Origin of the sequence: Pseudomonas fragi (genome assembly GCF_025426255.1) — a bacterium.
GTDB classification, from domain to species: domain Bacteria; phylum Pseudomonadota; class Gammaproteobacteria; order Pseudomonadales; family Pseudomonadaceae; genus Aquipseudomonas; species Aquipseudomonas kulmbachensis.
In genome coordinates this window covers 3,997,346-4,023,091 of the sequence record NZ_CP104861.1, presented here as the reverse complement: position 1 = coordinate 4,023,091, position 25,746 = coordinate 3,997,346, and the positions used below count along the sequence as shown (strand labels likewise).

Annotated in this window: 22 protein-coding genes; 8 read left to right on the top strand and 14 right to left on the bottom strand. The window is 57.5% G+C overall.

From position 1 onward, the window contains the following. Nucleotides 1–60 precede the first annotated feature (60 nt). The 6 genes from N7D90_RS18655 to arcD (N7D90_RS18630) all read right to left on the bottom strand — a co-directional run bounded on the left by N7D90_RS18655 (nucleotide 61) and on the right by arcD (N7D90_RS18630) (nucleotide 7,031). Entirely contained in the window at nucleotides 61–1,569 is a 1,509-nt protein-coding gene (locus tag N7D90_RS18655) for a sigma-54-dependent transcriptional regulator (RefSeq protein WP_261739382.1), read from the bottom strand. A 184-nt stretch (nucleotides 1,570–1,753) separates the two neighbouring features. Further along, nucleotides 1,754–2,113 (bottom strand): DUF5064 family protein, encoded by a 360-nt coding sequence (locus N7D90_RS18650; RefSeq protein WP_261739381.1) that lies wholly within the window; start codon nucleotides 2,111–2,113, stop codon nucleotides 1,754–1,756. Nucleotides 2,114–2,170: 57 nt separating this feature from the next. Beyond that, nucleotides 2,171–3,100, bottom strand: a complete 930-nt coding sequence (gene arcC / locus N7D90_RS18645) for a carbamate kinase (RefSeq protein ID WP_261739380.1) — start codon at nucleotides 3,098–3,100, stop codon at nucleotides 2,171–2,173. Between the two features lie 124 nt (nucleotides 3,101–3,224). Continuing rightward, nucleotides 3,225–4,235: an ornithine carbamoyltransferase gene (locus N7D90_RS18640; RefSeq protein WP_261739379.1), complete on the bottom strand. Its 1,011-nt coding sequence runs from the start codon at nucleotides 4,233–4,235 to the stop codon at nucleotides 3,225–3,227. 78 nt (nucleotides 4,236–4,313) lie between these two features. Further along, the gene (arcA, locus tag N7D90_RS18635) at nucleotides 4,314–5,570 is read right to left on the bottom strand and encodes an arginine deiminase (protein WP_261739378.1); all 1,257 of its coding nucleotides are present in this window, start codon (nucleotides 5,568–5,570) and stop codon (nucleotides 4,314–4,316) included. A 33-nt stretch (nucleotides 5,571–5,603) separates the two neighbouring features. Continuing rightward, nucleotides 5,604–7,031: an arginine-ornithine antiporter gene (gene arcD / locus N7D90_RS18630; protein ID WP_261739377.1), complete on the bottom strand. Its 1,428-nt coding sequence runs from the start codon at nucleotides 7,029–7,031 to the stop codon at nucleotides 5,604–5,606. A 452-nt stretch (nucleotides 7,032–7,483) separates the two neighbouring features. Between arcD (N7D90_RS18630) and arcD (N7D90_RS18625) the strand changes: the two genes are divergently transcribed. Further along, nucleotides 7,484–8,911, top strand: coding sequence for an arginine-ornithine antiporter (gene arcD / locus N7D90_RS18625; RefSeq protein WP_261739376.1), 1,428 nt, complete (start codon nucleotides 7,484–7,486; stop codon nucleotides 8,909–8,911). Nucleotides 8,912–9,060: 149 nt separating this feature from the next. Here arcD (N7D90_RS18625) and N7D90_RS18620 read toward each other — a convergent pair whose 3' ends face one another. The 7 genes from N7D90_RS18620 to gap form a co-directional block, all read right to left on the bottom strand. Next, nucleotides 9,061–9,474, bottom strand: a complete 414-nt coding sequence (locus tag N7D90_RS18620) for a YbaN family protein (protein WP_261742482.1) — start codon at nucleotides 9,472–9,474, stop codon at nucleotides 9,061–9,063. A gap of 57 nt (nucleotides 9,475–9,531) precedes the next feature. Next, complete coding sequence (locus N7D90_RS18615) at nucleotides 9,532–10,140, bottom strand: biliverdin-producing heme oxygenase (RefSeq protein ID WP_261739375.1); 609 nt, start codon at nucleotides 10,138–10,140, stop codon at nucleotides 9,532–9,534. A gap of 111 nt (nucleotides 10,141–10,251) precedes the next feature. After that, on the bottom strand, nucleotides 10,252–12,849 hold the full coding sequence (locus tag N7D90_RS18610) for a TonB-dependent receptor (RefSeq protein ID WP_261739374.1): 2,598 nt from the start codon (nucleotides 12,847–12,849) through the stop codon (nucleotides 10,252–10,254). A gap of 245 nt (nucleotides 12,850–13,094) precedes the next feature. Further along, nucleotides 13,095–14,063 carry a FecR family protein gene (locus N7D90_RS18605; RefSeq protein ID WP_261739373.1) on the bottom strand — a complete coding sequence of 323 codons (969 nt, stop codon included), beginning with the start codon at nucleotides 14,061–14,063 and terminating at the stop codon, nucleotides 13,095–13,097. A gap of 51 nt (nucleotides 14,064–14,114) precedes the next feature. After that, nucleotides 14,115–14,633 carry an RNA polymerase sigma factor gene (locus tag N7D90_RS18600; protein ID WP_261739372.1) on the bottom strand — a complete coding sequence of 173 codons (519 nt, stop codon included), beginning with the start codon at nucleotides 14,631–14,633 and terminating at the stop codon, nucleotides 14,115–14,117. A 242-nt stretch (nucleotides 14,634–14,875) separates the two neighbouring features. Beyond that, complete coding sequence (locus tag N7D90_RS18595) at nucleotides 14,876–15,340, bottom strand: methylglyoxal synthase (RefSeq protein ID WP_261739371.1); 465 nt, start codon at nucleotides 15,338–15,340, stop codon at nucleotides 14,876–14,878. A gap of 4 nt (nucleotides 15,341–15,344) precedes the next feature. Further along, entirely contained in the window at nucleotides 15,345–16,346 is a 1,002-nt protein-coding gene (gap, locus tag N7D90_RS18590) for a type I glyceraldehyde-3-phosphate dehydrogenase (RefSeq protein WP_261739370.1), read from the bottom strand. 209 nt (nucleotides 16,347–16,555) lie between these two features. Between gap and edd the strand changes: the two genes are divergently transcribed. From edd to N7D90_RS18570, 4 genes are all read left to right on the top strand, one after another. Beyond that, nucleotides 16,556–18,382 (top strand): phosphogluconate dehydratase, encoded by a 1,827-nt coding sequence (edd, locus tag N7D90_RS18585; protein ID WP_261739369.1) that lies wholly within the window; start codon nucleotides 16,556–16,558, stop codon nucleotides 18,380–18,382. Continuing rightward, nucleotides 18,379–19,335 carry a glucokinase gene (locus tag N7D90_RS18580; protein ID WP_261739368.1) on the top strand — a complete coding sequence of 319 codons (957 nt, stop codon included), beginning with the start codon at nucleotides 18,379–18,381 and terminating at the stop codon, nucleotides 19,333–19,335. The genes edd and N7D90_RS18580 overlap by 4 nt, the downstream gene beginning before the upstream one ends. A gap of 109 nt (nucleotides 19,336–19,444) precedes the next feature. Continuing rightward, on the top strand, nucleotides 19,445–20,176 hold the full coding sequence (locus tag N7D90_RS18575; RefSeq protein ID WP_261739367.1) for a response regulator: 732 nt from the start codon (nucleotides 19,445–19,447) through the stop codon (nucleotides 20,174–20,176). Continuing rightward, nucleotides 20,166–21,626, top strand: a complete 1,461-nt coding sequence (locus N7D90_RS18570; RefSeq protein WP_315968124.1) for a HAMP domain-containing sensor histidine kinase — start codon at nucleotides 20,166–20,168, stop codon at nucleotides 21,624–21,626. The genes N7D90_RS18575 and N7D90_RS18570 overlap by 11 nt, the downstream gene beginning before the upstream one ends. Here N7D90_RS18570 and N7D90_RS18565 read toward each other — a convergent pair. Then, complete coding sequence (locus N7D90_RS18565; RefSeq protein ID WP_261739366.1) at nucleotides 21,595–22,242, bottom strand: AP2 domain-containing protein; 648 nt, start codon at nucleotides 22,240–22,242, stop codon at nucleotides 21,595–21,597. The genes N7D90_RS18570 and N7D90_RS18565 overlap by 32 nt on opposite strands. Before the next feature lie 352 nt (nucleotides 22,243–22,594). On the opposite strand from N7D90_RS18565, the gene N7D90_RS18560 reads away from it, so the two are divergent. The 3 genes from N7D90_RS18560 (at nucleotide 22,595) to N7D90_RS18550 (ending at nucleotide 25,743) form a co-directional block, all read left to right on the top strand. Next, complete coding sequence (locus N7D90_RS18560; protein ID WP_261739365.1) at nucleotides 22,595–23,884, top strand: ABC transporter substrate-binding protein; 1,290 nt, start codon at nucleotides 22,595–22,597, stop codon at nucleotides 23,882–23,884. A 103-nt stretch (nucleotides 23,885–23,987) separates the two neighbouring features. After that, a complete protein-coding gene (locus N7D90_RS18555) occupies nucleotides 23,988–24,896 on the top strand; it encodes a carbohydrate ABC transporter permease (protein WP_261739364.1) in 909 nt (302 codons plus the stop codon). 1 nt (nucleotide 24,897) lies between these two features. Further along, nucleotides 24,898–25,743 carry a carbohydrate ABC transporter permease gene (locus N7D90_RS18550; protein WP_261742480.1) on the top strand — a complete coding sequence of 282 codons (846 nt, stop codon included), beginning with the start codon at nucleotides 24,898–24,900 and terminating at the stop codon, nucleotides 25,741–25,743. Nucleotides 25,744–25,746 lie beyond the last annotated feature (3 nt).

Here is a 25,746-nt window from a genome sequence, read left to right as displayed (position 1 = left end):
ACCGTGATTACGGGTCGATTCACGCGCGAGCAGGCTCGCTCCCACAGGGGAATGAGCGCGTCAGGCTTTACCCGGGATGCCGTATTTGCGTAGCCGGTGGGCAATGGCGGTGTGGCTGGTTTGCAGGCGGTTGGCCAGTTGACGGGTCGAGGGGTAGCTGACGTAGAGCTTTTCCAGCAACGCCTTTTCGAAGGACTCGACGGCGTGCTCAAGGGTTTCAATCTCGCCGTCACTTTGCCGCGCAACCGAGGTGCCAGCGATGTCCAGGTCGCCAATGTCGACCAGGTTACTTTCACAAATGGCGGCAGCGCGAAAGATCACGTTCTGCAATTGGCGTACGTTACCGGGCCAGCGATTGCCCAGCAGGGCCGGGTAGGTGCCCGGCGCCAGTCGGCATACCGGGCGCTGGATCTGAGTGCAGGCCTGCTGCATGAAGGTGCGCGCCAGCAGCAAAATATCCTGGCCGCGCTCGCGCAGCGGCGGTACTTCGATATTGAGCACATTCAGTCGGTAGAACAGATCTTCGCGAAAGGTGCCCTCGTTGACCATTTTTTCCAGGTTGCGGTGAGTGGCACTGAGGATCCGCACATTGACCTTGACCTCGCGTTCGCCGCCCACCCGGCGGAAGCTGCCGTCATTGAGAAAACGCAGCAGCTTGGCTTGCAGGTAGGGGGACATTTCGGCGATTTCATCGAGGAAAACCGTACCGTGGTTGGCCAACTCCATCAGCCCCGGCTTGCCGCCACGCTGGGCACCGGTGAAGGCGCCGGGGGCATAACCGAAGAGCTCGCTTTCGGCCAGGTTTTCCGGAAGTGCAGCGCAGTTGAGGGCCAGAAACGGCGCGCCAAAGCGATCACTGATGGCATGGCAGGCGCGGGCCACCAATTCCTTGCCAGTACCAGTTTCACCCTGGATCAACAAGGGCGCGTCCAGCGCGGCCACACGCTGTGCGCGGGCTTTAAGCGTGCGAATCGCAGGCGACTCGCCGAGCAGGGCATCAAAGCCTTCGGCATGGTCGTGGTGCAACGCGGCTAGGCGCTCGCCGATACGGCTCGGTTGATACAGGGTCAGCAGGGCACCCGCATCGGTGATCGGCGTGGCATCGAGCATCAACGGATGGCCGTTGAGTGTGACTTCGCGCAATGGCAGGCGAAAGCCGTTTTCCAGCAGCACGTCGAGCAGTCCGGGGTCGGTGAACAGCTCGCCGATGCTTTCGCCGGTCGGTTCATGGCCGTACAGGGCCACCAGTGCCGGGTTGGCCAGCAGCACATGGCCTTGGCTGTCCAGCGCCAGTACCGGATCGGTCATGGCCGCGAGCAAGGCGTCGAGTTGCAAGTGGCGGCGTTGGCCGGGAAGGATGTCGACCACTGTCACCGATTGCACGCCCTTGACGCTGAACAGGGCTTCGCGCAGTTCGTCGAGTACTTGCGGGCTCAGGGTCGGGGCATCGATGTAGACGTTGGGCGGGACCATCTCCACCGCATCCAGGTTGAGGTTACGCCCGCCGAGCAGGGCCAGGACTTCCTGGGTGATGCCGACACGGTCGATAAAACTGACATGGATACGCATGGGAACAAGGAACACTTCTGGCCAGCGGGGATGGCCAGTATGCCTTGGCGGGGAGGATAGGTGAAATTCCGTGGGAGCGGGCTTGCTCGCGATGGCATCAACACGGCCTAACAGTAAAACTGCGTTGCCTGCATCGCGAGCAAGCTCGCTCCCACAAAAGCGCAGCCATCATCAAGTGGCTGAATTACTCCAGATGTTCAGGTTTGATCGGGTCGCCAGGCTTGTGGTTGAGCTGGGCCAGGACGTCGGCAAACATCTTGTCGTAGTAACCGTGCATCGCGCGGATGTCTGCGGTTTTTGGAATGCCGTGTTTCACGGCAATCTGGAATGCGTCATGGGCAAAGTTGTAAGCCAGGTCCTTGGGCAGGGTGAACGACTCTTTGAAGTCCTTCTGGTTGATCTGACCATGCATGTCGAACTGCATCGACTTGCCTTCCTTGGGATCCTGAACGACCTGGTAATCAATTTTGATGTCATACCCAAAGTCGCCCGGCTGCAGCGGTTCGCGATGGATATGCAGGTGACCGGGTTCGAACGAGGCCATAGGGGTACTCCTTGATGCTATGGGAAAAAGGGCAGACCCCGGGGCCTGCCCAGGGACTTAGAAGTAAGTGATACCCGGTTTTTCGGTGCTGACGCGAGTACCGGCCTTACCTTGAACGATTGCTTCGATATCCGCCAGTGCGCCGATCACAGCGGTCTTGCCGGTTTTACGGGCAAACTCGCAGGCAGCCTCCACTTTTGGTCCCATTGAACCGGAGGCAAAACCGAGCTTTTCCAACTCATCCGGGTGAGCCTGAGCAATGCCTTTCTGCGTTGGCTTGCCCCAGTCAATAAAGGCAGCATTCACGTCAGTGGCGATCACCAGCAGGTCGCTGCCCAGCTGTTGGGCCAGCAGCGAGGAGGCCAGGTCCTTGTCGATTACGGCTTCGATGCCGCGCAGCTTGCCGTCTTCGCCATACATGGTCGGGATCCCGCCACCGCCCGCGCAGATCACGATGGTGCCTTTTTCCAGCAGCCATTTGATCGGGCGAATTTCGAAGATGCGTTTGGGTTTCGGGCTGGCTACCACGCGGCGGAACTTGTCGCCGTCCGGTGCAATGCTCCAGCCTTTTTCAGCGGCCAGGCTCTTGGCTTCGCTTTCGGTGTAGACCGGGCCAATGGGTTTGGTCGGGTTCTGAAACGCCGGGTCTTTGGGGTCGACTTCAACCTGGGTCAGCAGGGTGGCGAAAGGCGCTTCTGGTGGCAGCAGGTTGCCCAGCTCTTGCTCGATCATGTAGCCGATCATGCCTTCGGTTTCAGCACCGAGTACATCCAGCGGGTAGGGGGCTACTGCCGTATAAGCGGCGGCTTGCAGCGACAGCAGGCCGACCTGAGGACCATTGCCGTGGGCTACTACCAGCTCGTTGCCGTGGGCAATTCGAGCGATTTGGGCGGTAGCGGTCTGGATATTTTCGCGCTGGTTCTCGGCGGTCATGGGCTGGCCGCGACGCAAGAGGGCGTTACCGCCCAGTGCAACGACGATACGCATACAGGATGTCCTTTTAGAAGTGTGAGAGCGCCTTGTGTGGGAGCGAGCCTGCTCGCGAAGCTCGTTCGCGAGCGGGCTCGCTCCCACAGTAGATGTGTGTTTACACATCTACTGTGGGCCAGGCTTAGATATCAGCCAGCGCCGCTACCAGGATCGCCTTGATGGTATGCATGCGGTTTTCGGCTTGCTCGAAGGCGATGTTGACCGGGGACTCAAACACTTCTTCGGTCACTTCAATGCCGTTTTTCAGGTTTGGATGGTGCTCGGCCACATCCTTGCCGACCTTGGTTTCACAGTTGTGGAACGCTGGCAGACAGTGCATGAACTTCACGCGTGGGTTTTCTGCCGCTTTGATCATGTCGCTGTTGACCTGGTAAGGCAGCAGCAGCTTGATACGGTCGTTCCAGGCTTCAACCGGCTCGCCCATCGATACCCAGACGTCGGTGTGGATAAAGTCCACGCCTTTGACCGCAGCTTTCGGGTCTTCGGTCAGGGTGATTTTGGCACCGCTTTCCTTGGCGAATTCCTGGCACTGTTTGACGAACGATTCTTCCGGCCACAGGCTTTTTGGTGCGGCGATACGCACGTCCATGCCCAGCTTGGCGCCAATCAGCAGCAACGAGTTACCCATGTTGTTGCGGGCATCGCCCAGGTACGCGTAGCTGATGTTGTGCAGCGGCTTGTCGCTGTGTTCGCGCATGGTCAGCACGTCGGCGATCATTTGCGTCGGGTGGAACTCAGCGGTCAGGCCGTTGAATACCGGCACGCCAGCGTACTTGGCCAGTTCTTCCACAATGGCTTGTTCAAAGCCACGGTATTCGATGGCATCAAACATGCGGCCCAGCACGCGGGCGGTGTCTTTCATGCTTTCTTTGTGGCCGATTTGCGAGGAAACCGGGTCGATGTACGTCACGTGTGCGCCCTGGTCGTGGGCTGCAACTTCGAATGCGCAACGGGTACGGGTCGACGTTTTTTCGAAAATCAGCGCAATGTTTTTGCCTTTCAAGTGCGGCTCTTCAGTACCGGTGTACTTGGCGCGCTTGAGATCGCGGGACAGATCGAGCAGGTAGTGCAACTCACGTGGCGTGTGGTGCATCAGGCTCAGAAGGCTGCGGTTTTTCATGTTAAAAGCCATGGTGATCTCCTTGGTTTTGGGTTAACCGGCTTGCACTGGCCCCTCGTAGGGGCCCGCGCAAGCAATCAAATGGGGTGATTAATAGTCGATTGGGTCGCGAATGATCGGGCAGGTCATGCAGTGGCCACCGCCACGGCCGCGTCCCAGTTCGGAGGCGCTGATGGTGATGACTTCAACGCCAGCCTTGCGCAGCAGGGTGTTGGTATAAGTGTTGCGGTCGTAGCCAATGACCACGCCAGGTTCCAGCGCCACCACGTTGTTGCCGTCGTCCCACTGCTCGCGTTCTGCGGCGAAAGAGTTGCCGCCGGTTTCGACGACGCGCAGTTTTTTCAGACCCAGGGCGTGGGCCACGACTTCGAGGAAGCTGCCTTCTTCGCGTCGTACATCGATGCCGCCTTGTTTCTTGTCATCCGGATACAGGGAGAAGGCAACGATCTGCTTCACCACTTCAGGGAAGATGGTGACCAGGTCGCGGTCGCAGAAGCTGAATACGGTGTCCAGGTGCATCGCGGCGCGTGAGCGCGGCATGCCGGCCACGATGATGCGTTCTACCGCTTTGTTCTTGAACAGGTTCAGCGCCAGTTGGCCGATGGCCTGACGCGAGGTGCGCTCGCCCATACCGATCAGTACCACGCCGTTGCCGACGGGCATCACGTCGCCGCCTTCAAGGCTGGCGTTGCCGTGGTCGACTGTCGGGTCGCCGTACCAGATCTGGAATTCGGCGTTGGTGAACTCGGGGTGGAACTTGTAGATCGCCGTGGTCAGCAGGGTTTCCTGACGACGCGCTGGCCAGTACATCGGGTTCAGCGTCACGCCACCGTAGATCCAGCAGGTGGTGTCACGGGTGAACTGAGTGTTGGGCAGCGGTGGCAGGATAAAGCTGGTGTGGCCGAGGAAATCGCGGAACATCTGAATGGTCTTGCCACCAAAGCTGTCTGGCAGGTCGTCTGCCGACACGCCGCCGATCAGGTATTCGGCCGCCTGGCGTGGCTCAAGGCTCTTGATCCAGGATTTGACTTCGTTGACCAGGCCCACACCCACCTGATTGGGGGTCACTTTGTGGTCCAGGATCCAGTCCAGGGCTTCTGGCATGGCGACGATATCGGTCAGCAGGTTATGCATTTCCAGTACATCAATACCGCGATCGCGCATCTTGGTGACGAAGTCGAAGTGATCGCGCTTGGCCTGGTTGACCCACAGCACGTCATCGAACAGCAGCTCATCGCAGTTGCTTGGGGTCAGGCGCTGGTGAGCCAGGCCTGGGGAACACACCATAACCTTATGCAGCTTACCGGCTTCGGAATGCACGCCGAACTTCACTTTTTCCGTGGTCATTACAGTCATCCTCCAAAGTACACAAACAGGTTGTTACAGGGTCAGGAAGCCGTCGTAGAGACCATAGGCAGCCACCAGGGCGCCGATCACTACTGCGGCAAAAATTACTTTCTCGATGTTGGTGAAAACAGGTTGGCCACTTTCACGCTTGGCCTTGGCGAACAGAATGGCGCCAGGTGCGTACAGCAGGGCCGAGAGCAGCAGGTACTTGAGGCCGCCGGCATAGATCAGCCAGATGGCGTAGATCAGCGCGATACCACCGATGATCAAGTCTTTCTTGCGTTCTGCCAGGGCGTTCTCGTAAGTCTCGGCACGCACCGCCAGCAGGAAGCCGTAGGCCGCAGACCAGAGGTAAGGCACCAGAATCATCGAGGTCGCGAGGTAGATCAGCGACAGATAGGTACTGGCCGAGAACAGGGTGATGATCAGGAACAGTTGCACCATGGCGTTGGTGAGCCACAGGGCGTTGACCGGAACATGGTTGGCGTTTTCCTTTTTCAGGAAGGCCGGCATGGTGTGGTCCTTGGCCGCCGCGAACATGATTTCGGCGCACAGCAGTACCCAGGACAACAGGGCACCCAGCAGCGAGATGATCAAGCCGACGCTGATCAGCACCGCACCCCAGTGACCGACCACATGCTCAAGCACGGCCGCCATCGACGGGTTCTGCAGTTTGGCCAGTTCAGGCTGAGTCATGATGCCCAGCGACAGCACGTTCACCAGTACCAGCAACAGCAGCACGGTGATAAAACCGATCACGGTGGCTCGACCCACGTCCGAACGTTTCTCGGCACGGGAAGAGAAGATGCTTGCGCCTTCGATACCGATGAACACCCATACGGTGACCAGCATCATGTTGCGCACCTGGTCCATCACGCTGCCCAGGTCCGGGTTTTTCACGCCCCAGATGTCGCTGGTAAAGATGTCCAGCTTGAACGCGAAGATGGCAATCAGGATAAACAGCACCAGCGGTACGACCTTGGCAACGGTGGTCACCAGGTTGATGAACGCTGCTTCCTTGATCCCGCGCAGTACCAGAAAATGCACAGCCCACAGCAGGATTGAGGCACCGATGATGGCCGCAGGGGTGTTGCCTTCACCGAAGATCGGGAAGAAGTAACCCAAGGTGCTGAACAGCAACACGAAGTAGCCGACGTTACCCAGCCAGGCGCTGATCCAGTAACCCCAAGCGGATGAGAAACCCATGTAATCGCCGAAGCCGGCCTTGGCGTAGGCATAGACGCCGCCGTCGAGGTCAGGTTTGCGGTTGGCGAGGGTTTGGAACACAAAAGCGAGGGTTAACATACCGACTGCGGTGATTGCCCAACCGATCAGGATTGCACCCACATCGGCACTGGCGGCCATGTTTTGCGGCAATGAAAAAATGCCACCGCCAATCATTGAACCAACTACTAGAGCAACCAGCGCACCCAGTCGCAGTTTTCCAGGAGTATCAGACATTTGTAGTAACTCCAATCCAGGAGAAGTGAGGCTTCAAAGTAAGTCCATTGGTATTCGAGCCGTTTGACATAGATCAGGGCATTACTACATTCCATTGTTGATAGAGCGGGGAAGGTCGCGATGACGTATTTTTATGACGCTTCCTGAAAGCCTTACTCCAGACATGTTTTCAGGTATTAATACGTTCGTTGACCGGAGGGTCGTGGGGATTGAAGCTAGCCAGTATTTTCAGATATGCAAATTTCATTGCTATGTTTCATGAACCTGTCGACGAAATTAAATCGTCATCTATATGTGAACAGTTTTTTAGGTTTCAATAGAAAGGTTCGCAATTAAGAATGGCCGGCTTATTGCGCAACCCTATTAAACGTTCGGTTAGTTCATATATTTAGTCGGTGAGCGGCTGTAGCTTTATAGCCCTGAGTTTTAAATCAACAGCAGCAGAGGTGGCGATGTCGCAACAGACACAGAAGCTCCGGCTAAACGCCCTGATCGCGTTGGTGGTTGGCTCGATGATTGGCGGCGGGATTTTTTCGCTGCCACAAAATATCGCCGAGCGTGCAGCGGGCGGTGCCGTGTTGATCGGCTGGGCGGTCACTGCGGTGGGCATGCTGGCGCTGGCCTTTGTGTTTCAGACCCTTGCCAATCGCAAGCCGGAACTCGACTCGGGGGTGTATGCCTACGCCAAGGCCGGTTTCGGCGATTACATGGGTTTTTCGTCCGCCTGGGGTTACTGGATCAGCGCCTGGATGGGCAACGTCGGCTACTTCGTGTTGCTGTTCAGTACCCTGGGCTATTTTTTCCCGATGTTCGGGCAAGGCAACACGCCGATTGCCATCGGTTGTGCGTCGCTGCTGTTGTGGGGTGTGCACTTTTTGGTGCTGCGCGGGATCAAGGAGGCAGCGTTCATCAACCAGTTGACCACCGTCGCCAAAATCGTGCCGATCGTGATGTTTATCGTGTTGGCTGGTGTGGCATTTAAAGCGGATATTTTTACCCGGGATTTTTGGGGGGCCGAGACCCCGAGCCTGGGCAGTGTGATGGACCAGGTGCGCAACATGATGCTGGTCACGGTGTTTGTGTTTATTGGCATCGAAGGCGCCAGTGTGTACTCGGGGCGGGCCGAAAGACGTTCGGATGTGGGCAAGGCCACCGTCATCGGTTTTCTCGGCGTGCTGGCGTTGCTGGTGCTGGTCAACGTGCTGTCGCTGGGCATCATGAGCCAACCGGAGCTGGCGAAGCTGCAGAACCCGTCGATGGCCGGTGTACTCAAGCATGTGGTGGGGGAGTGGGGGGCGATTCTAATCAGTATCGGCTTGGCGATTTCGTTGCTGGGGGCGCTGTTGTCGTGGGCGTTGCTGTGTGCAGAAATTCTGTATGCCACGGCAAGGGATAAAACCATGCCGGCGTTTTTGAAAAAGGAAAACGCCAACCATGTACCGGTCAACGCCTTGTGGCTGACCAACTCGATGATCCAGATTTTTTTGATTATCACCCTGGTGTCTGCCGGCACCTATACCAGCCTGATCTACCTGGCCTCGTCGATGATTCTGGTGCCTTACCTGTGGTCGGCCGCCTATGCGGTGCTGTTGTGCATAAGGGGCGAGACTTACGAACGGGCGGGTCGTCGGCGCATCAAGGACCTGGCGGTGGGGGCTGTCGCGCTGATCTATGCGATGTGGTTGCTGTATGCGGCGGGCCCCAAGTATCTGTTGCTGTCGGCGTTGCTGTATGCCCCGGGGATTTTCTTTTTTGCCAAGGCCAAGCGTGAACAGAATGAACCTCTGTTCAAAACATGGGAGAAGGTGATTTTTGCGGCGGTGCTGATGACTGCACTGGGGGCGGCGTATGCGCTCTATGGCGGTTTTATAAGCTTGTGATTATTTTGTAGCAGCTGCCGAGCCTGCCAGGCTGCGTCCGGCGGCGAAGCCGTCGTAAAGTCAGGCAATTTGGTTGTGTCAGGTAAAAACGGGATTCATGTTTTACGACGACTACGTCGCCGTACGCAGCCTCGTTCCTGCGGCAGCGGCTACAGGTGTTTTGCAGTTGCAACAGGTAAGCGCTCCGGCCGTGACCAGATCCACAGGTTGCCCATGCTCATGCCGGCAATGGCGAGGAAGACCGGCCATTGGTGGTCGAGCACATACAGCATCAACCCTGCACACAGCAGCATGCTGATGGTGGCGCTGACCTTGGCCTTGCGCTGGATGATTTTGCCGTTGCGCCAGTTAGTCAGGATCGGGCCAAACAAACGGTGATTTTCGAGCCAGGCACTCAGGCGCGGGGAGCTTTTGGTCGCGGCCCAGGCAGCGAGCAAAATGAATTCGGTAGTTGGCAGGCCAGGAATCACAATGGCGATCAGGCCAATGCCAAGGCTCACGTAGGCCAGCAAGCCGAACAGAATGCGAGTGATTTTCGACGAGGATTGGCTTTGGCGGGTCATAAGCTCAAGACGCATAAAAGGACTCCCGGTCAGCCAGCGCTGACCGGGCCTGTCAGCTTAAGCCAGTTCTGGCTGAGCAGCGTAGGCGTGTTCCAGTAATACGGTGAAACGCTCAAAAGCCGCTACTGCACCTTTGTCCAGATCGGTTTCTTCTTCAGCGGTCAGTTTCAGACCGTCAAGGGTCTTGATAAAGCTTTTCCAGCCTTCGGCACGGCCACCAGCAGGCTCGCCCAAGTGGCGGGCACCAAAGGTGTCGCTCAGGCCCAGGCCCACGGCACGCTTGATCAAGAACGCAGCGCCTAACTTGGAGCCTTCGGAAACGAAGATCCAGCCCAGTGCTTCGGCCTTGCTTGGCGAGTTGACCGCACCGGCAACCGGGGCCGGCACTTCGGTGTTGAGGTCAGCCAGGTCGGCCTTGGCTTGCTCGGCGCGGCAGCGCTCTGGCAAGTCGGGCACGATCTCTTTCAGGGCCGGGTCGGTATACAGCGTCTTGAGTTCCGACTGGAACAGGTACTGGGCCACGACAAAGCGGGCGAAATTGGCCACTTCTTCAAACGGCTTGTGCGCCTTGACCAGTGTGTCGAGCTTTTGATGCGGCTCGTTGGTGATCTGGTTCAGACGTTGCGAACGCAAGGCAGGACGTGCTGCGGATTCAGGAGCGGTCATGAATATATCCTTGAGAATGAGATGCGCTTTGTAACTAGACGATCAGGAAGACGCATCACAGTAAAAAATCCTCACTGCGCAGAGCAAAAGCCTGCGCGGTGAGCTTTGAGGTCAGATATCCCAGACCAGATTGATTGCGAAGTTGCGGCCTGGAGCGGTCAAACGCTCCATATTGGCCGGGTTCAGCACACCTGCTTCCCCCACGCTGTCGTAGCCGCGCACGTCATCCCAGTTCCAGTATTTTTTGTCGGTCAGGTTGTACAGGCCAGCGTTGACGGTGACGTCCTTGGTGACCTTGTAGAAACCGGTCAGGTCGAGCACGCCATAGCCCGGCGACTTGAATTGTTTGCTGGTGCCGTCCGGTGAGAAGAAGCTGGTGTCGTCTACCTGATCCTTGTTCTTGACCAGGGTCCAGCTCACCAGACCACCGTAGTTTTGTTGCTCGTAGCCCAGGCCCATGACGGCGGTCAGCGGGTTGACGCTGTTGATTGGCTGGCCGGTGTCGTCATTGCGGCCGTGGGCATAGGCCACCGAGCCACGGGTGTACAGGCCTTGAGGCGCGCCGAAGGCGTCCAGATTCAAGCGACCTTTCACTTCTGCACCCTTGATGGTGGCGTGCTTGATATTGTTGGCCCGGAACTTGAGGTCGTCATAGCCAGGAGTGATGGCGTCTTCATTGATGAAGTCGCGGTACTTGTTATAGAAAACCGCAACGTCGAATGATCCAGCGTCAAAGTTGCCGCGCAAGCCGGTCTCGTAGCTTTTGCTTTTTTCCGGTTCCAGGTCCGGGTTTGGCTCTACCGAGTAGCCTGCCTGAAGGTTATCAAAGCGGCCATACAGTGATTTGGCGGTCGGTGTACGGAAGCCTTCGGCATATTGGCCGTACCAGGTGTAGTTGTCGTTGAACGCATAGGTCACGCCTAGCTTGGGCGACAGGCGATGCCAGACCTTTTCCTTGTCGCTGACCGTGTCCAGATTTTTAGGGTTAACGGTGTTCAGGAACTCTTGAGTGATGTGCGGCGTCAGCTTGGTGTAGTCGTAACGCATGCCCGGCATAAAGGTCCAGTTGTTCCAGCTGATCTGATCCTGGGCGAACAGGCTATAGGTGTTGATGGTCGGGTCCGGGAAATCGCTGGATTTGACCAGATAGTCTTTCGGGCTGTCGGCGCCAACAGCGGTGCAACCCGAACCAATGGCCAGGCAAGTGCCCGAGCCGCTGCGCGAACCGGTGACTTTCTGATGCTTGACGGTGGCGCCGTAGGTCAGCAAGTGATCTGTGTCGGCAATATGGAAAGCCTTGTCTGCTTGGGCATCCAGTACCCACGACTTTTCTTCGTAGGTGGTGTTACGTGAACGCATCACATGACGGCTGAAAGGGAAGTAGTCTTCCAGGGTGTCCTGGTCGGTCTTGGCGATCTGATAGTTCAGACTCCACTTGAAGTGGTCGGCCAGCAGGGTGTCGAGCACCATGCTGTTTTCCAGGCCGAAACGCTCACGGCTGATGGTGTCCTTGCCATTGCGCGAGAGGTACATGCCCAGAGGCTGACCCGCGTTGTAGGGGCCGCCGACGGCACTTTTTTCATTGACGCTGACACGGTCCTTGTACTTCTCATAAGTGAAGCCAAGACGATCATCATCGTTGTAGTTCCAGCCTGCCTTGGCCAGTACGTTGGTGGTTTTCACGTCTTCGGGGTTGGCCGCAGTGCGGGACAGGCCGGTGCCGCCGTGATCGCCATAGGATTCGGTTTCGTGACCTTCACGCTGGCTCAGGTGCAGCAGGCCGTCGAATTCGCCGGAGCGCCCGGCCACGGTGCCTGATTTCAGCCAACTGCGATCGGCCGAGCTGTAACCTGTTTTAAGGCGGGCACCGACATCCTGGCCTGGCTTGATAATGTCATCCGGGTCCAGGGTGAAGTAGCTGACGGCGCCGCCGATGGCGTTGCTGCCGTACAGCACTGACGCCGGACCACGCAGGATTTCGACGCGCTTGATGACTTCCGGGTCGACATAGTTGCGCTGGGTCTTGGCGTAAGGGCCGTTGAAGAACGAGTTGGGGATTTCTACGCCATCGACCTGGGTCAGAATCCGGTCGCCATCGATGCCGCGGATGTTGTAGTTACTGATACCACCACGCTGACCGGCACCACCTACCGAAACACCCGGCTCATACCGCACCAGGTCTTTGATGGTATTGACGTTATTGCGGTCCATATCCTGGCGGTCATGGACGCTGACGGTGCTGGGCACCGAGTTCACATCCTGCTCCTGGCGGGTGGCGCTAATGGTCACTTGTTGCAGGGCCAGGGTGCCGGTGGTGCCGCTGCGCTTTTCCAGCACGATATTGTTGTTGCTCAGTTTGCGGTAGCCCAGGTTGGTACCGATCAGCAAACGCTCCAGAGCTTTTTCCGGGGACAGCGAACCGCGTACGCCGGGTGAAGAAACGTTCTGCGCCAGCTCAGCCGGCAGGCCGACCTGCCAGCCGGTGACTGTACTGAAATCGTTCAGGGCAGAGGCCAGTGGCTGTTGCGTGATTGCAAACTTGTAGTTACCCACGTAACGCGTAGCCGGCTGCTCATCGGTTGCCGCCAGGACTGGAGCCGCCTGTACGCCAGCCAAAATTATGGCAGCGGTCAACAACGACAATGTGCATTGCTGCAAACCGCCTGTGCGGACGTTGGATGAGGGCCGGCTGTTGAAACGAGTGGGCATTGATAGCGCTCCGAGGTGAACGAATCTTATAGTTGCGAAGCTGATTCAAAATGCGAATCAGTTGCATTGACTACAACGAGACGAATGGCCTACGGCTATCGAGTAAAAAAACCTACATTTAATTGTGATGCTAGTTACTCAAGGTCCCTGTGACCTCAACTGTGGGAGCGAGACTGCTCGCGAAAGCGCGCTATCGTTTGCGACCTTCGCGAGCAGGCTCGCTCCCACAGAAGCATCTCAAACATTTAATTGAGAATGACCAGCGCCGGGAATTCCGAGATGTTACTGGAAGTGATGTGAGCCAGCGAGCGCAGGATGTCCAGCGGCTGATCGAGCCGGTAGTTACCGGTCACGGCGACGCTGGCCAGTTTGTCGTTGTTGTTGACGATCCAGCCGGGGTAGTAGCGCCGTACTTCGTCCAGCACTTTGCCCATGGGGCAGTTCTCAAACACCAGGCGTCCTTGAACCCAGGCCAGGTCGGTCTGGGGGTTAAGTTTGGCGGTCTTGCTGAAACCGTTGGGGCCAATGCTGACGCTGTTGCCGGCAGACAGGCGCATTTGCGTACCGGCACTGCTCACCCGCAAGTCCACATCGCCGCGCTGCACTCGTACTTGGGCTTCGCCATTGAGGTAACTCACGGCGAAGTCGGTGTCGCGCACACTCACGCGTACGGGGCCGGCATCGAGCACCAGCGGGAATTCCAGATTGGCCGGGATCTCAAAATACGCCTCACCCTGGTACAGGCGAGCGCTGCCTTGGGCGTTGACCACCTTGCTGGAGAACGCGGAATTGGTGTTAAGCAGTACTTTGGAGCCATCTTCGAGTTGCAGACGCTGGCGCTCGCCGATCACGGTCAAATGATCGGCTTGCAGGCGCAAGGGCACATTGCTGTAACTGCCCACGCTGATAATTACCACCGCTGCGGTTGCCAAGTGTTTCCAATGCCGCCCGATGCGTCGCAGCAGGCTGGGTGTGCGATGGGTCTGCAGGGTTTGCGCGGCGGCCAGCACCGGCTCTCCATTCCATATCGCGTTGGCCCTGGCAAAGGCCCGGGCATGGGCCGGGTCGGCATTCAGCCAGTTTTCGAAGGCGGTTTGCTGTTCGTCGCTCGCACACTCAAGGGTAATCAGCCAGTCCAGTGCCTGATCCATGGCGCTGTCTTGCAGCACGTCTTGCGCCAGTTCAGGCACGGCAGATTTGTGAGTGTCCGTCACGGATGTTCCTTGGCAGTTTCAGAGCGTTCTTACAGGCATCACCGCTTAAGGTTAAGGGCGTTCAAGTCTGTCGGCTACCCCGATGCAGATTGCCATGATCAATTTGAGTTCCTTTTGAACGGTGCTCAGTGACACGTCAAGTTCTTCGGCAATTTCTTGATAACTGCAGCCATGCAGGCGGCTGAGGATGAAAATCCGTTGTTGACGCGCACTTAGCTGGCTCAGGCTCACACTCAAACGCTCCAGTAGTTGCGCGGCTTGATGGGCTTCTTCCGGGGTGCTGTGGGTGGAGGCGACGCCTTCGATGACTTCCAGTGGCACATCTTCGACCACGGTGCGTGACTGAATACGGCGGGCGCGCAGGTGATCAAGCGCCAGGTTGCGTGCGGTCTGGAAGACAAAGGGTTCAAGGTGCTCGACGGAGCGCTCGCTCAAGGCCCGGGTTACGCGCAAGTAGGTCTCTTGCAGCAGGTCCTCGGCGGTGCTGTGGTTGTTGACCATCCGCTCCAGAGTGCGCAGCAAGGTTACCCGTTGGGTAAGGAAGACTTGATTGAAGTGGGACTGGCTCACTGTGCTACCCGACCGATTTTGAGCGAATGATAATGCTTATCATCCGTGCTGTTGGTCAAGTGATGTTTTAAAAAGGTGTAATTATCCTGTAGCAACTGCCGAAGGCTGCGTTCGGTTGCGAAGCGACCGTAAACCCTGAATGCACGGTTTTCCTGACCCACCGAACACTATGATTTTACGATTGCTTCGCAGCCGAACGCAGCCTCGTGCCTCGGCAGCTGCTACACAATAGGTGCCCAGACTTACGCCCGTCCTTTCAAATACGCACTGTAATCCGGGATGCGGTGTTCGTGGGCCTGGCTCATCAATGGGCTGCTGAGCAGGTAGTCCGCGCTGCATTCATTGCAGGCCACCGGAATGTTCCATACTGCAGCCACTCGCAGCAGGGCCTTGATGTCCGGGTCGTGGGGCTGAGGTTCGAACGGGTCCCAGAAAAACACCAGCATATCGATCCGCTGTTCGGCAATCCGTGCGCCAAGCTGTTGATCGCCGCCCAAAGGTCCGCTGATCATGCTTTCGATCGGCAGCCCAAGACGCTGGCTCAACAGCAGGCCGGTAGTGCCAGTGGCACACAGGTCATGCTGGCCGAGTTCCTCTTTATGGCGCTCGGCCCACTCCAGCAAAAAGCCTTTGCAGTGATCATGGGCCACCAGGGCGATGCGCTTGCGCGCCGCCAAGGTGGCCGTGGTGAAGCTGATACCGATCATCGCGTTACTCCGCGTTGTACAGCGCCAGGCAGTTATCGAGCATGCGGTTGGAGAAACCCCACTCATTGTCGTACCAGGCCAGAACCTTAAGCAGCTTGCCGCTTACTTTGGTGTGATTGGCGTCGAAAATGGACGACAGAGGGTTGTGATTGAAATCGCTCGATACCAGCGGCAGGCTGTTGTAACCCAGTACCTTGGAGTGCTGGCTGGCCTCTTTAAACAGCGCATTGACTTCAGCCGCGGTGGTTTCACGTTTGAGCTCGATGGTCAGGTCGACCAGCGACACGTTGATCACCGGAACCCGCACGGCCATGCCGGTCAGCTTGCCGGCCAGCTCTGGCAATACCAGGCCCACAGCTTCGGCGGCGCCGGTTTTGCTCGGGATCATGTTCTGGGTAGCCGAGCGTGCACGGTACGGGTCAGAGTGATAAACGTCGGTCAGGTTCTGGTCATTGGTGTAGGCGTGGATGGTGGTCATCAGGCCGTTTTCAATGCCGAACTCGCGGTGCAGGATTTGCGCCACCGGTGCCAGGCAGTTGGTGGTGCAGGACGCATTGGAAATAATTTGATGGGATTGGCGCAGAATGTCGTGGTTAACACCGTAGACCACAGTCGCATCGGCATTTTTACCTGGTGCAGAGATAATCACTTTACGGGCACCGGCGATAATATGCGCCTCGGCTTTACTGCGATCGGTGAACAAACCTGTGCATTCAAACACCACGTCAATTTTCAGCGCCGCCCACGGCAGTTCAGCCGGGTTCCGAATGGCTGACACGCTAATGCGGTCGCCATTGACGGTCAGGCTCTCCTGATCATGCTCGACGCTGGCGTCGAACGTGCCGTGAACGGTGTCGTACTTGAGCAGATGAGCGTTGATCGAACTGTCACCCAGATCGTTGATGGCGACGATCTGCAGGTCCTGGCGGTAACCTTGGGTATACAGTGCGCGCAGGACGTTCCGGCCGATCCGGCCAAAACCATTGATTGCGATTCGTAGAGTCATGGAAAGCGCCTGCCATCGATTTGTTGTTGGAATTACAAGATTATTCGCATAAAAATAGAAAACAAGCCATTTAAGTGGCAATATTTTGTTTTATCTACAACGAGTGACCTGAATCAACGGGTCCGAATGATTGAAGTCGTGTGTCTGCACCCTTCGATCAGCATAGGACACGTACAGGTCGCCACATCCGTTAGCCTGGAGTTCAACACATGCATCCCCGCGTTCTTGAAGTCACCGAGCGTCTTATTGCCCGTAGTCGTGCCACCCGTGAGGCGTACCTGACACTTATTCGCGGCGCCGCCAGTGACGGTCCGCAACGCGGCAAGCTGCAATGTGCCAACTTTGCCCATGGTGTGGCCGGGTGCGGCACAGAAGATAAAAACAGCCTGCGGATGATGAACGCTGCCAACGTTGCAATAGTTTCGTCATATAACGACATGCTGTCGGCGCATCAGCCTTACGAACACTTTCCTGAACAAATCAAAAAAGCGTTGCGCGAAATTGGCTCGGTGGGTCAGTTCGCTGGTGGCACGCCTGCCATGTGTGATGGCGTGACCCAAGGCGAGGCGGGCATGGAGCTCAGCTTGCTGAGCCGCGAAGTGATCGCGTTGTCGACGGCCGTGGCGCTGTCGCACAACATGTTCGATGCGGCGCTGATGCTGGGGATTTGCGACAAGATCGTGCCGGGCCTGCTGATGGGCGCACTGCGCTTCGGGCATCTGCCGACCATTTTTGTACCGGGTGGGCCGATGCCATCGGGGATTTCCAACAAGGAAAAAGCCGACGTGCGTCAGCGTTACGCTGAAGGCAAGGCCAGCCGCGAGGAGCTGCTGGAGTCGGAAATGAAGTCCTACCACAGCCCTGGAACCTGTACGTTTTACGGCACCGCCAACACCAACCAGTTGTTGATGGAAGTGATGGGCCTGCATTTGCCGGGTGCCTCTTTCGTCAATCCCTACACGCCATTGCGTGATGCGCTGACCCGCGAAGCCGCTCACCAGGTTACCCGTCTGACCAAGCAAAATGGTGACTTCATGCCATTGGGCGAAATCGTTGACGAGCGCTCGCTGGTGAACTCCATCGTCGCGCTGCACGCTACCGGCGGTTCGACCAACCACACCTTGCATATGCCGGCGATTGCCATGGCAGCGGGCATTCAATTGACCTGGCAGGACATGGCCGACCTGTCCGAGGTGGTGCCGACCCTGTCCCACGTCTATCCAAACGGCAAAGCCGATATCAACCACTTCCAGGCCGCGGGCGGTATGGCGTTCCTGATTCGAGAACTGCTCGAAGCCGGTCTGCTCCACGAAAACGTCAACACCGTGGCGGGTTATGGCCTGAGCCGTTACACCCGTGAACCGTTCCTGGTGGATGGCGAACTGGTTTGGCGCGAAGGCCCGATTGAAAGCCTCGATGAGGCGATCCTGCGCCCGGTTGCCCGTGCATTCTCGTCCGAGGGCGGGTTGCGGGTGATGGAAGGTAATCTGGGCCGAGGGGTGATGAAAGTCTCGGCGGTCGCGCCGGAGCATCAAATCGTCGAAGCCCCGGCCCGCGTGTTCCAGGATCAGCAGCAACTGGCCGATGCATTCAAGGCGGGCGAACTGGAACACGATTTTGTCGCCGTGATGCGTTTTCAGGGCCCGCGTTCCAATGGCATGCCCGAGCTGCACAAAATGACGCCGTTCCTCGGTGTGCTGCAGGATCGGGGCTTCAAGGTGGCGCTGATTACTGACGGGCGGATGTCAGGCGCATCGGGCAAAATCCCGGCAGCGATTCATGTCAGCCCCGAGGCTTCGATTGGCGGCGCCCTGGCGCGAGTGCAGGACGGCGACATGATTCGTGTCGATGGCGTCAAAGGCACATTGCAACTGCTGGTGGATGAGGCAGAATTCGCGGCGCGCACCCCGGCCATCGGCACTCTGGATAATGCCGTCGGCACCGGGCGTGAGTTGTTTGCGTTTATGCGTCAGGCCTTCAGTTCGGCCGAGCAGGGCGCGAGCACCTTTACCTCGTCTCTGGAAAATTTGAAATGAAGCTCGCACTGGTCGGTGACATTGGCGGCACAAATGCACGGTTTGCGCTGTGGGAAAACGACCAGCTGCATTCGGTCCGCGTGCTGGCCACGGCAGATTTTGCCTGCCCGCAAGACGCCATCAAGCTTTATCTGCACGACCTGAACCTGGCTCTGGGCTCTGTAGGTTCGGTGTGTTTGTCAGTCGCCGGTCCCGTGAGTGGCGATGAGTTTCGCTTTACCAACAACCATTGGCGCTTGAGCCGCTCGGGGTTCTGCCAAGCGTTACAAGTCGACAACCTGCTGCTGATCAATGACTTCAGTGCGATGGCCCTGGGCATGACTCGCCTGCAACCGGATGACGTGCGCCAGGTTTGCCCGGGTATTGCAGACTCGACGCGGCCATCGGTGGTTATCGGGCCTGGAACCGGGTTGGGCGTGGGCACCCTGCTCAATCTTGGCGAGGCGCAGTGGATGGCCTTGCCGGGGGAGGGCGGCCACGTTGACCTGCCCATGAGCAACCCGCGTGAAGTGCAGTTGTGGCAACACATCTACAACGAAATTGGCCATGTGAGTGCTGAAAGCATTTTGAGCGGCAGCGGTTTGCCGCGGGTCTATCGGGCGATTTGTGCAGTGGATGGTCATACCCCGGTGCTGGACAGCGACCGTGCGATCACCGCCGCTGCGCTGGAAGGGGATCCGGTGGCGCTGCAGGTGCTGGAGCACTTCAGTTGCTGGCTGGGACGTGTGGCGGGCAACAATGTTCTGACCATCGGCGGGCGTGGCGGGGTGTATATCGTGGGCGGTGTGATTCCGCGTTTTGCCGATATCTTCCTGGCCAGCGGCTTTGCCCGCAGCTTCGCCGACAAGGGATGTATGAGTGATTACCTGAAGGGCATCCCGGTGTGGTTGGTGACGGCACCGTACCCTGGTTTGATCGGTGCGGGAGTGGCGTTGCAGCAAGCGTTTGGCTAAAACGCGTAAACCTTGTAGCCGCTGCCGCAGGCTGCGATAAGGGCCGAAGGCCCTTCAAAGCCATCGCAGCCTGCGGCAGCGGTTACCAATAAAAATAAGGAACACCACAGTGACCATACCCGGCAAATCCATTTTGCTGGTCGATGATGACCAGGAAATCCGAGAACTGCTTGATCTCTATCTCACTCGCGCCGGTTTTCAGGTGCGCACCGTGGGCGATGGTGCGGGGTTTCGCGAAGCGCTGGATGCGGCGGCCAGCGATCTGTTGATCCTTGATGTCATGCTGCCCGACGAAGATGGCTTCAGTTTGTGCCGTTGGGTGCGTCAACATCCACGTTTTGCCCAGATTCCGATCATTATGCTGACCGCCAGCTCTGACGAGGCGGACCGGATCATTGGCCTTGAACTGGGCGCCGACGATTATCTGGGTAAACCCTTCAGCCCCCGCGAGCTGCTGGCGCGGATCAAGGCGTTATTGCGCAGGGCGCAATTTGCCAATACGAGTTCGGGCAACGAAGTCCTGGCCTTTGAAGACTGGCGACTGAACACCGTGACCCATCGACTGTTTCATTCCGATGGCGAAGAGGTAATCCTGTCAGGGGCTGATTTCGCCTTGCTCAAGTTGTTTCTGGATAACCCGCAGCAGATTCTCGACCGTGACACCATCGGCAACGCTACCCGTGGGCGGGACCTGATGCCGCTGGACCGGATCGTCGACATGGCGGTCAGTCGCTTGCGCCAACGCTTGCGCGACACCGACAAACCACCGCGGTTGATCCGCACCATCCGCGGTAGTGGTTATCAGTTGGCGGCTCAGGTCTCGTTCGGCAATGACCTTTAAATTCCTGCGCAAATGGCATTTGCCCCGCTCATTGCTGGGCCGCATGTTGCTGCTGACCTTGCTCGCCATTTTGCTGGCACAAACCCTGTCCAGTGCTATCTGGTTGTCGCAGTTGCGTACCACACAACTTGAAGGCCTGGTCAACAGTGCACGCAGCATGGCGCACTCGATGAACGCGACCGTGACCTACCTGCGCTCCTTGCCATTGGCCTATCGCCCGCTGGTACTGGATCAATTGCGCAGCATGGGCGGTACACGTTTTGTCGTCAGCCTCAATGACAAGCCTTTGGACATGCAAGTGTTGCCGCCGACCCAGCGCAAGCAGGCGGTGCTGGATGCGGTGGATCAGGTGTTGCGCGAGTCGGTAGGGCCCAACGTCGACATGTCGGTAAGGTTTGTCAGCCCGCAGGATTTACGTATTTTCAATGCCGGTCTCAAGCTCGATGAGCTGCCACGTTCCTGGGCGCATTTTGCGTTGACCCTGGAACCGGTCAATCCGCCGGTGCTGGTGACGCAAATTCAGATGGTGCCGGGTGAATGGCTGTACATCGCGTCCCTGTTGCCCCAGCCCTACACCAGCCTTGAAGAAGAGGGCCTACCGGCATTGCAGGTGTGGTTTATCGTCCTCAGCAGCATTTTTTTATTGTTGTTTATCGGGCTGCTGGTGCACTGGCAAAGTCGCCCGCTCAAGCGTCTGGCCCGGGCTGCCCGCGATATGTCGCTGGGCGAGGATGAGGTCAAACCGGTCGAGGTGGGCGGTGGCAGCGAAGTGGTCGAGGTGGGGCGTGCCTTGAACACCATGCGCGCGCGTATCAGTCGTTACTTGACCGAGCGCAGTCAATTGTTCAGTGCCATCTCCCATGATTTGCGCACGCCCATTACCCGCCTGCGCCTGCGCGTTGAGCTGCTGGACGACGAGCAACTGCAACACAAGTTCGGTCGCGATCTGGATGAGCTGGAGATGCTGGTCAAAGGCGCGCTGCAATGTGTGAAAGACACTGATATTCACGAAAATATCGAGGCAGTGGACTTGAATCACCTGCTCGATTGCTTGATCGAGCCTTATTTGCTCCCGCAGGGAAATGGCCGTGTGACGTTACAGGGGAGGGCCCTCTGGCCGTATTCGGGCAAACCGCTGGCTTTGCGGCGCTGCATGGGCAACCTGATCGATAACGCACTCAAGTACGGTAAAAACGCGCACTTGCGTATTGATGACAATGAAAACGCTTTTGTGCTGACCGTTGACGATGAAGGGCCGGGCGTTCCCGAACAGCGGCTTGAGCAAGTGTTTGAGCCTCACTTTCGCCTGGCCGGGCAGCAGCAGGGCTACGGGCTGGGGCTGGGTATCGCACGCAGCATCGCCCACAGCCACGGCGGTGAAGTCAGTTTGCAGAACCTGCGCGTCGGCGGCCTGCGGGTTACTTTGTACTTGCCGCGAAATGGCGACTGATCGATAGGCTCGCCTGCTCGGCACTGATGGGCAACAAGACTTCCAGGTTGGATGCTGAAGCCTTTTCGATAATGGCTTCAGGTCGGCGGGGGCTATTCATCGCAGCGTTGATACGGTTTTCGCGCACGCGCCTGCTGGTCTGGCTGAAGTGCTGCTGCAGTTTTTCCATGGCCACGTCATAGGGCTCGTTGCACAGGCTTAATTGCCGCTGGCGCTCTTGCAGTGCCAGCCGCTTGGCCTCGTCATCGCCATAACGATCAACGCGAAAGCTCTTGCTCAGGTTGTAACCGTGAATACGCGTCGTCGCGCGCCAGTAATCGATGTGGTTGGACAGAACCCGGTAAACCCCGGGGTGCCCGCTGGTGTTGTGCGGCATCAGGCGTTGGCGGCTCTCATAAGTGAAGGCCTGGGGCATTTTCAGCACCAGTTGGTTGCGCAAGTTTTCGGCCGCGTCCAATGCTGCAGCTTCCCCTCCGTACTCGGCAAAGTCGAAGAGGTGCAGATGCATCTTGCCGGAGCGCTGAATGTCCAGTTTCCAGGCGTAGGCGCGACCGTCCGGGTATTCAAGCGGGTAAATGAAACAGTGATTACGGGTCGTTGCGCGTGGGCTTGGCATAAGTCACATCTCCTGATGGGGACCGGCATCCGTTCTTTAATCGTGACGATGTGCAGCAGACTCGCTGAAGTTTTTTGCTGGTACAACGTGGGAAAACGACTTCGGGATGCGTCCTACATGTAATGCGGAAAATGCCTTACTTCGGTTGTGGGCCCAGCTTGGTGGCTTACAGGAACCCAGTGTCAGACATTGTCGTAAAACCTTCAGCATCGAAAATAGCCCAAACCTCTGTGTCACAAGGTTGTGACATATGCGCGTCTCTTCGTTACGCGGGGGCGGGTAGTGATGGATACACTCTTTGGCAGCGCAAGCAAAAGACTTGCACAGCTATAACAACAAGAAAGGATCAGTCATGAATTCATTCAGTCGCCTCGCCGTTGTCATTTCGCTTGCCACTCTATTCCCCCTGAATACCTATGCCAGCACCCCTGCCGATTCCAAAGGTACGGTTGAAGTCGTGCATTGGTGGACGTCCGGTGGTGAAGCCAAGGCGGTTGGTGTTCTTAAAAAGCTGATCGAAAAAGACGGTTACACCTGGCAGGACAGCGCTGTGGCCGGTGGTGGTGGCGCAGCGGCCATGACCGTGCTTAAAACCCGCGCCGTGTCAGGCAACCCGCCGTCAGCTGCACAAATCAAAGGCCCTGACTTGCAGGACTGGGGCGCCCTCGGTTTGCTGACCAACCTCGATGAGGTGTCCAAGACTAATAACTGGGACGCGCTGCTGTCCAAAACCGTATCCGACACCATGAAATACAACGGCCATTACGTGGCTGTACCGGTGAATATTCACCGGGTGAACTGGTTGTGGATCAACCCCGAAGTGTTCAAAAAAGCCGGCATCGACAAAGCGCCAACCACCCTTGAAGAGCTCTATGCCGCAGGCGACAAGCTCAAGGCCGCGGGCTTTATACCTCTGGCCCACGGTGGCCAACCTTGGCAGGACAGCACGGTTTTTGAAGACCTGGTGCTGAGCGTCATGGGGCCTGACGGTTATAAAAAAGCCTTCATTGATCTTGATCAAAAAACCTTGACCGGCCCGCAAATGGCCGAAGTCTTCACCAACCTGAAAAAACTGCAGAGCTATATGGATCCGGATGGCACCGGCCAGGATTGGAACCTGGAAGCGGCCAAGGTGATCAACGGCAAAGCCGGTATGCAGATCATGGGTGACTGGGCGAAGAGCGAGTGGGCTGCTGCGGGTAAGAAGGCTGGCACAGACTATGAATGCGTGCCTTTCCCCGGCACCAAGGGCAGCTTCACTTACAACATCGATTCGCTGGCGATGTTCAAACTGTCTGCCAAAAACAACACGCCAGGCAATATCGCAGCGCAAAACGATGTGGCCAAAATCGCCCTCGAACCTGAATTCCAGTACGTGTTCAATCAGAACAAAGGCTCGATTCCGGTACGCAACGATCTGGACATGAGCAAGTTCGACAGCTGTGGCCAGGCGTCAGCCAAAGACTTCGCCGAAGCGGGCAAGTCCAACAGCCAGTTGCCAAGCATGGCGCACAACATGGCCACTTCGCTGGCGGTGCAAGGCGCGATTTTTGACACCGTGAGCAACTTCATGAGTGACAAGAATGCGGATCCAGCCACTGCTGGCAAAAAGCTCTACTCCGCGATCAAGTCTGCGCAGTAATTCGTTGCTCTGACCTGCCACGCTCAGGCGTGGCACCCCATGACCCCAGGTTGTGCGGCATCTGCGTTTGCGGATGCCGGCATACCCTCTCGGGAGTATTTCGATGAGTTCCGTGGCTGTGTTCAGCAAGGCCTCGCCCTTTGATGCGCTGCAACGCTGGTTGCCCAAGCTGGTTTTGGCGCCGAGCATGCTGATCGTGTTGGTTGGCTTTTATGGCTACATTTTGTGGACGTTTGTGCTTTCGTTCACCAACTCCAGTTTTATGCCCAGCTACAAATGGGTGGGCTTGCAGCAATACGCACGCTTGATGGAAAACGACCGCTGGTGGGTCGCCAGTAAAAACCTGGCGGTATTTGGCGGGATGTTTATCGCCATCAGCCTGGTCATCGGCGTGTTCCTGGCGATTCTGCTCGACCAGCGGATTCGCAAGGAAGGCTTTATCCGCACGATTTATCTGTACCCGATGGCGCTGTCGATGATCGTCACCGGTACGGCCTGGAAGTGGCTGCTCAATCCCGGCCTTGGGCTGGACAAAATGCTGCGCGACTGGGGGTGGGAAGGCTTTCGTTTTGACTGGCTGCTGGATCAGGATCGGGTGGTGTACTGCCTGGTGATCGCGGCGGTATGGCAGGCTTCCGGGTTTGTGATGGCGATGTTTCTGGCCGGTCTGCGCGGGGTCGATCAGTCGATCATTCGTGCCGCCCAGGTCGACGGTGCGAGCCTGCCGACCATCTACCTGCGCATCGTGTTGCCAAGCCTGCGCCCGGTGTTTTTCAGCGCTTTCATGATCCTTGCGCACATTGCGATCAAGAGCTTCGACCTGGTGTCGGCGATGACCGCCGGTGGCCCGGGCTACTCCTCGGATTTACCCGCGATGTTCATGTATTCCTTCACTTTCAGCCGTGGGCAAATGGGTGTCGGTTCTGCCAGTGCGATAATGATGCTGGGGGCGATTCTGGCCATCCTCGTGCCGTACCTGTATTCCGAACTGAGGAATAAACGCCATGACTAATATGACGAGCGGGATCGGGGCACCACGATTGAGCTTCAGCCGCCTGGCGATTTACGCCACCTTGATTCTAGCTGCCGCGATCTACTTGATCCCGCTGGTGGTGATGCTGCTTACCAGCTTCAAAAGCCCTGAAGATATCCGCACCGGCAACCTGCTGAGCTGGCCGCAAGTAATTGACGGTATTGGCTGGATCAAGGCCTGGGACACGGTGGGCGGGTACTTCTGGAACTCGGTGAAAATCACCGTCCCTGCGGTATTGATCTCGACCTTTATCGGGGCCATGAACGGTTACGTCCTGTCGATGTGGCGCTTTCGCGGTTCGCAACTGTTCTTTGGCCTGCTGCTGTTTGGCTGCTTCCTGCCATTTCAAACCGTGTTGCTGCCGGCCTCGTTCACCATTGGCAAGCTGGGCCTGGCCAACACCACCACCGGCCTGGTGCTGGTGCACGTGGTTTACGGCCTGGCCTTTACCACGCTGTTTTTCCGCAACTACTACGTGAGCATCCCGGATGCCCTGGTCAAGGCTGCGCGGCTTGATGGGGCGGGCTTTTTCACTATTTTCGGGCGGATTCTGCTGCCGATGTCGGTGCCGATCGTGATGGTCTGTCTGATCTGGCAATTCACTCAAATCTGGAACGACTTTCTGTTTGGTGTGGTGTTTGCCAGTGGGGATGCGCAGCCGATTACGGTGGCGCTGAACAACCTGGTCAATACCAGCACCGGCGCCAAGGAATACAACGTTGATATGGCTGCGGCCATGATCGCGGGGCTGCCGACGCTGCTGGTCTACATTTTTGCGGGCAAGTATTTTCTGCGCGGGCTGACGTCCGGCGCGGTCAAGGGGTAAGGC

What these genes read in the sequence shown, in the direction of transcription:
- N7D90_RS18655 (WP_261739382.1), bottom strand. Translation starts at nt 1,569, where the DNA reads ATGCGTATCCATGTCAGTTTTATCGACCGTGTCGGCATCACCCAGGAA.
- N7D90_RS18650 (WP_261739381.1), bottom strand. Translation starts at nt 2,113, where the DNA reads ATGGCCTCGTTCGAACCCGGTCACCTGCATATCCATCGCGAACCGCTG.
- arcC (WP_261739380.1), bottom strand. Translation starts at nt 3,100, where the DNA reads ATGCGTATCGTCGTTGCACTGGGCGGTAACGCCCTCTTGCGTCGCGGC.
- N7D90_RS18640 (WP_261739379.1), bottom strand. Translation starts at nt 4,235, where the DNA reads ATGGCTTTTAACATGAAAAACCGCAGCCTTCTGAGCCTGATGCACCAC.
- arcA (WP_261739378.1), bottom strand. Translation starts at nt 5,570, where the DNA reads ATGACCACGGAAAAAGTGAAGTTCGGCGTGCATTCCGAAGCCGGTAAG.
- arcD (WP_261739377.1), bottom strand. Translation starts at nt 7,031, where the DNA reads ATGTCTGATACTCCTGGAAAACTGCGACTGGGTGCGCTGGTTGCTCTA.
- arcD (WP_261739376.1), top strand. Translation starts at nt 7,484, where the DNA reads ATGTCGCAACAGACACAGAAGCTCCGGCTAAACGCCCTGATCGCGTTG.
- N7D90_RS18620 (WP_261742482.1), bottom strand. Translation starts at nt 9,474, where the DNA reads ATGACCCGCCAAAGCCAATCCTCGTCGAAAATCACTCGCATTCTGTTC.
- N7D90_RS18615 (WP_261739375.1), bottom strand. Translation starts at nt 10,140, where the DNA reads ATGACCGCTCCTGAATCCGCAGCACGTCCTGCCTTGCGTTCGCAACGT.
- N7D90_RS18610 (WP_261739374.1), bottom strand. Translation starts at nt 12,849, where the DNA reads ATGCCCACTCGTTTCAACAGCCGGCCCTCATCCAACGTCCGCACAGGC.
- N7D90_RS18595 (WP_261739371.1), bottom strand. Translation starts at nt 15,340, where the DNA reads ATGATCGGTATCAGCTTCACCACGGCCACCTTGGCGGCGCGCAAGCGC.
- gap (WP_261739370.1), bottom strand. Translation starts at nt 16,346, where the DNA reads ATGACTCTACGAATCGCAATCAATGGTTTTGGCCGGATCGGCCGGAAC.
- edd (WP_261739369.1), top strand. Translation starts at nt 16,556, where the DNA reads ATGCATCCCCGCGTTCTTGAAGTCACCGAGCGTCTTATTGCCCGTAGT.
- N7D90_RS18580 (WP_261739368.1), top strand. Translation starts at nt 18,379, where the DNA reads ATGAAGCTCGCACTGGTCGGTGACATTGGCGGCACAAATGCACGGTTT.
- N7D90_RS18570 (WP_315968124.1), top strand. Translation starts at nt 20,166, where the DNA reads ATGACCTTTAAATTCCTGCGCAAATGGCATTTGCCCCGCTCATTGCTG.
- N7D90_RS18565 (WP_261739366.1), bottom strand. Translation starts at nt 22,242, where the DNA reads ATGCCAAGCCCACGCGCAACGACCCGTAATCACTGTTTCATTTACCCG.
- N7D90_RS18560 (WP_261739365.1), top strand. Translation starts at nt 22,595, where the DNA reads ATGAATTCATTCAGTCGCCTCGCCGTTGTCATTTCGCTTGCCACTCTA.
- N7D90_RS18555 (WP_261739364.1), top strand. Translation starts at nt 23,988, where the DNA reads ATGAGTTCCGTGGCTGTGTTCAGCAAGGCCTCGCCCTTTGATGCGCTG.
- N7D90_RS18550 (WP_261742480.1), top strand. Translation starts at nt 24,898, where the DNA reads ATGACGAGCGGGATCGGGGCACCACGATTGAGCTTCAGCCGCCTGGCG.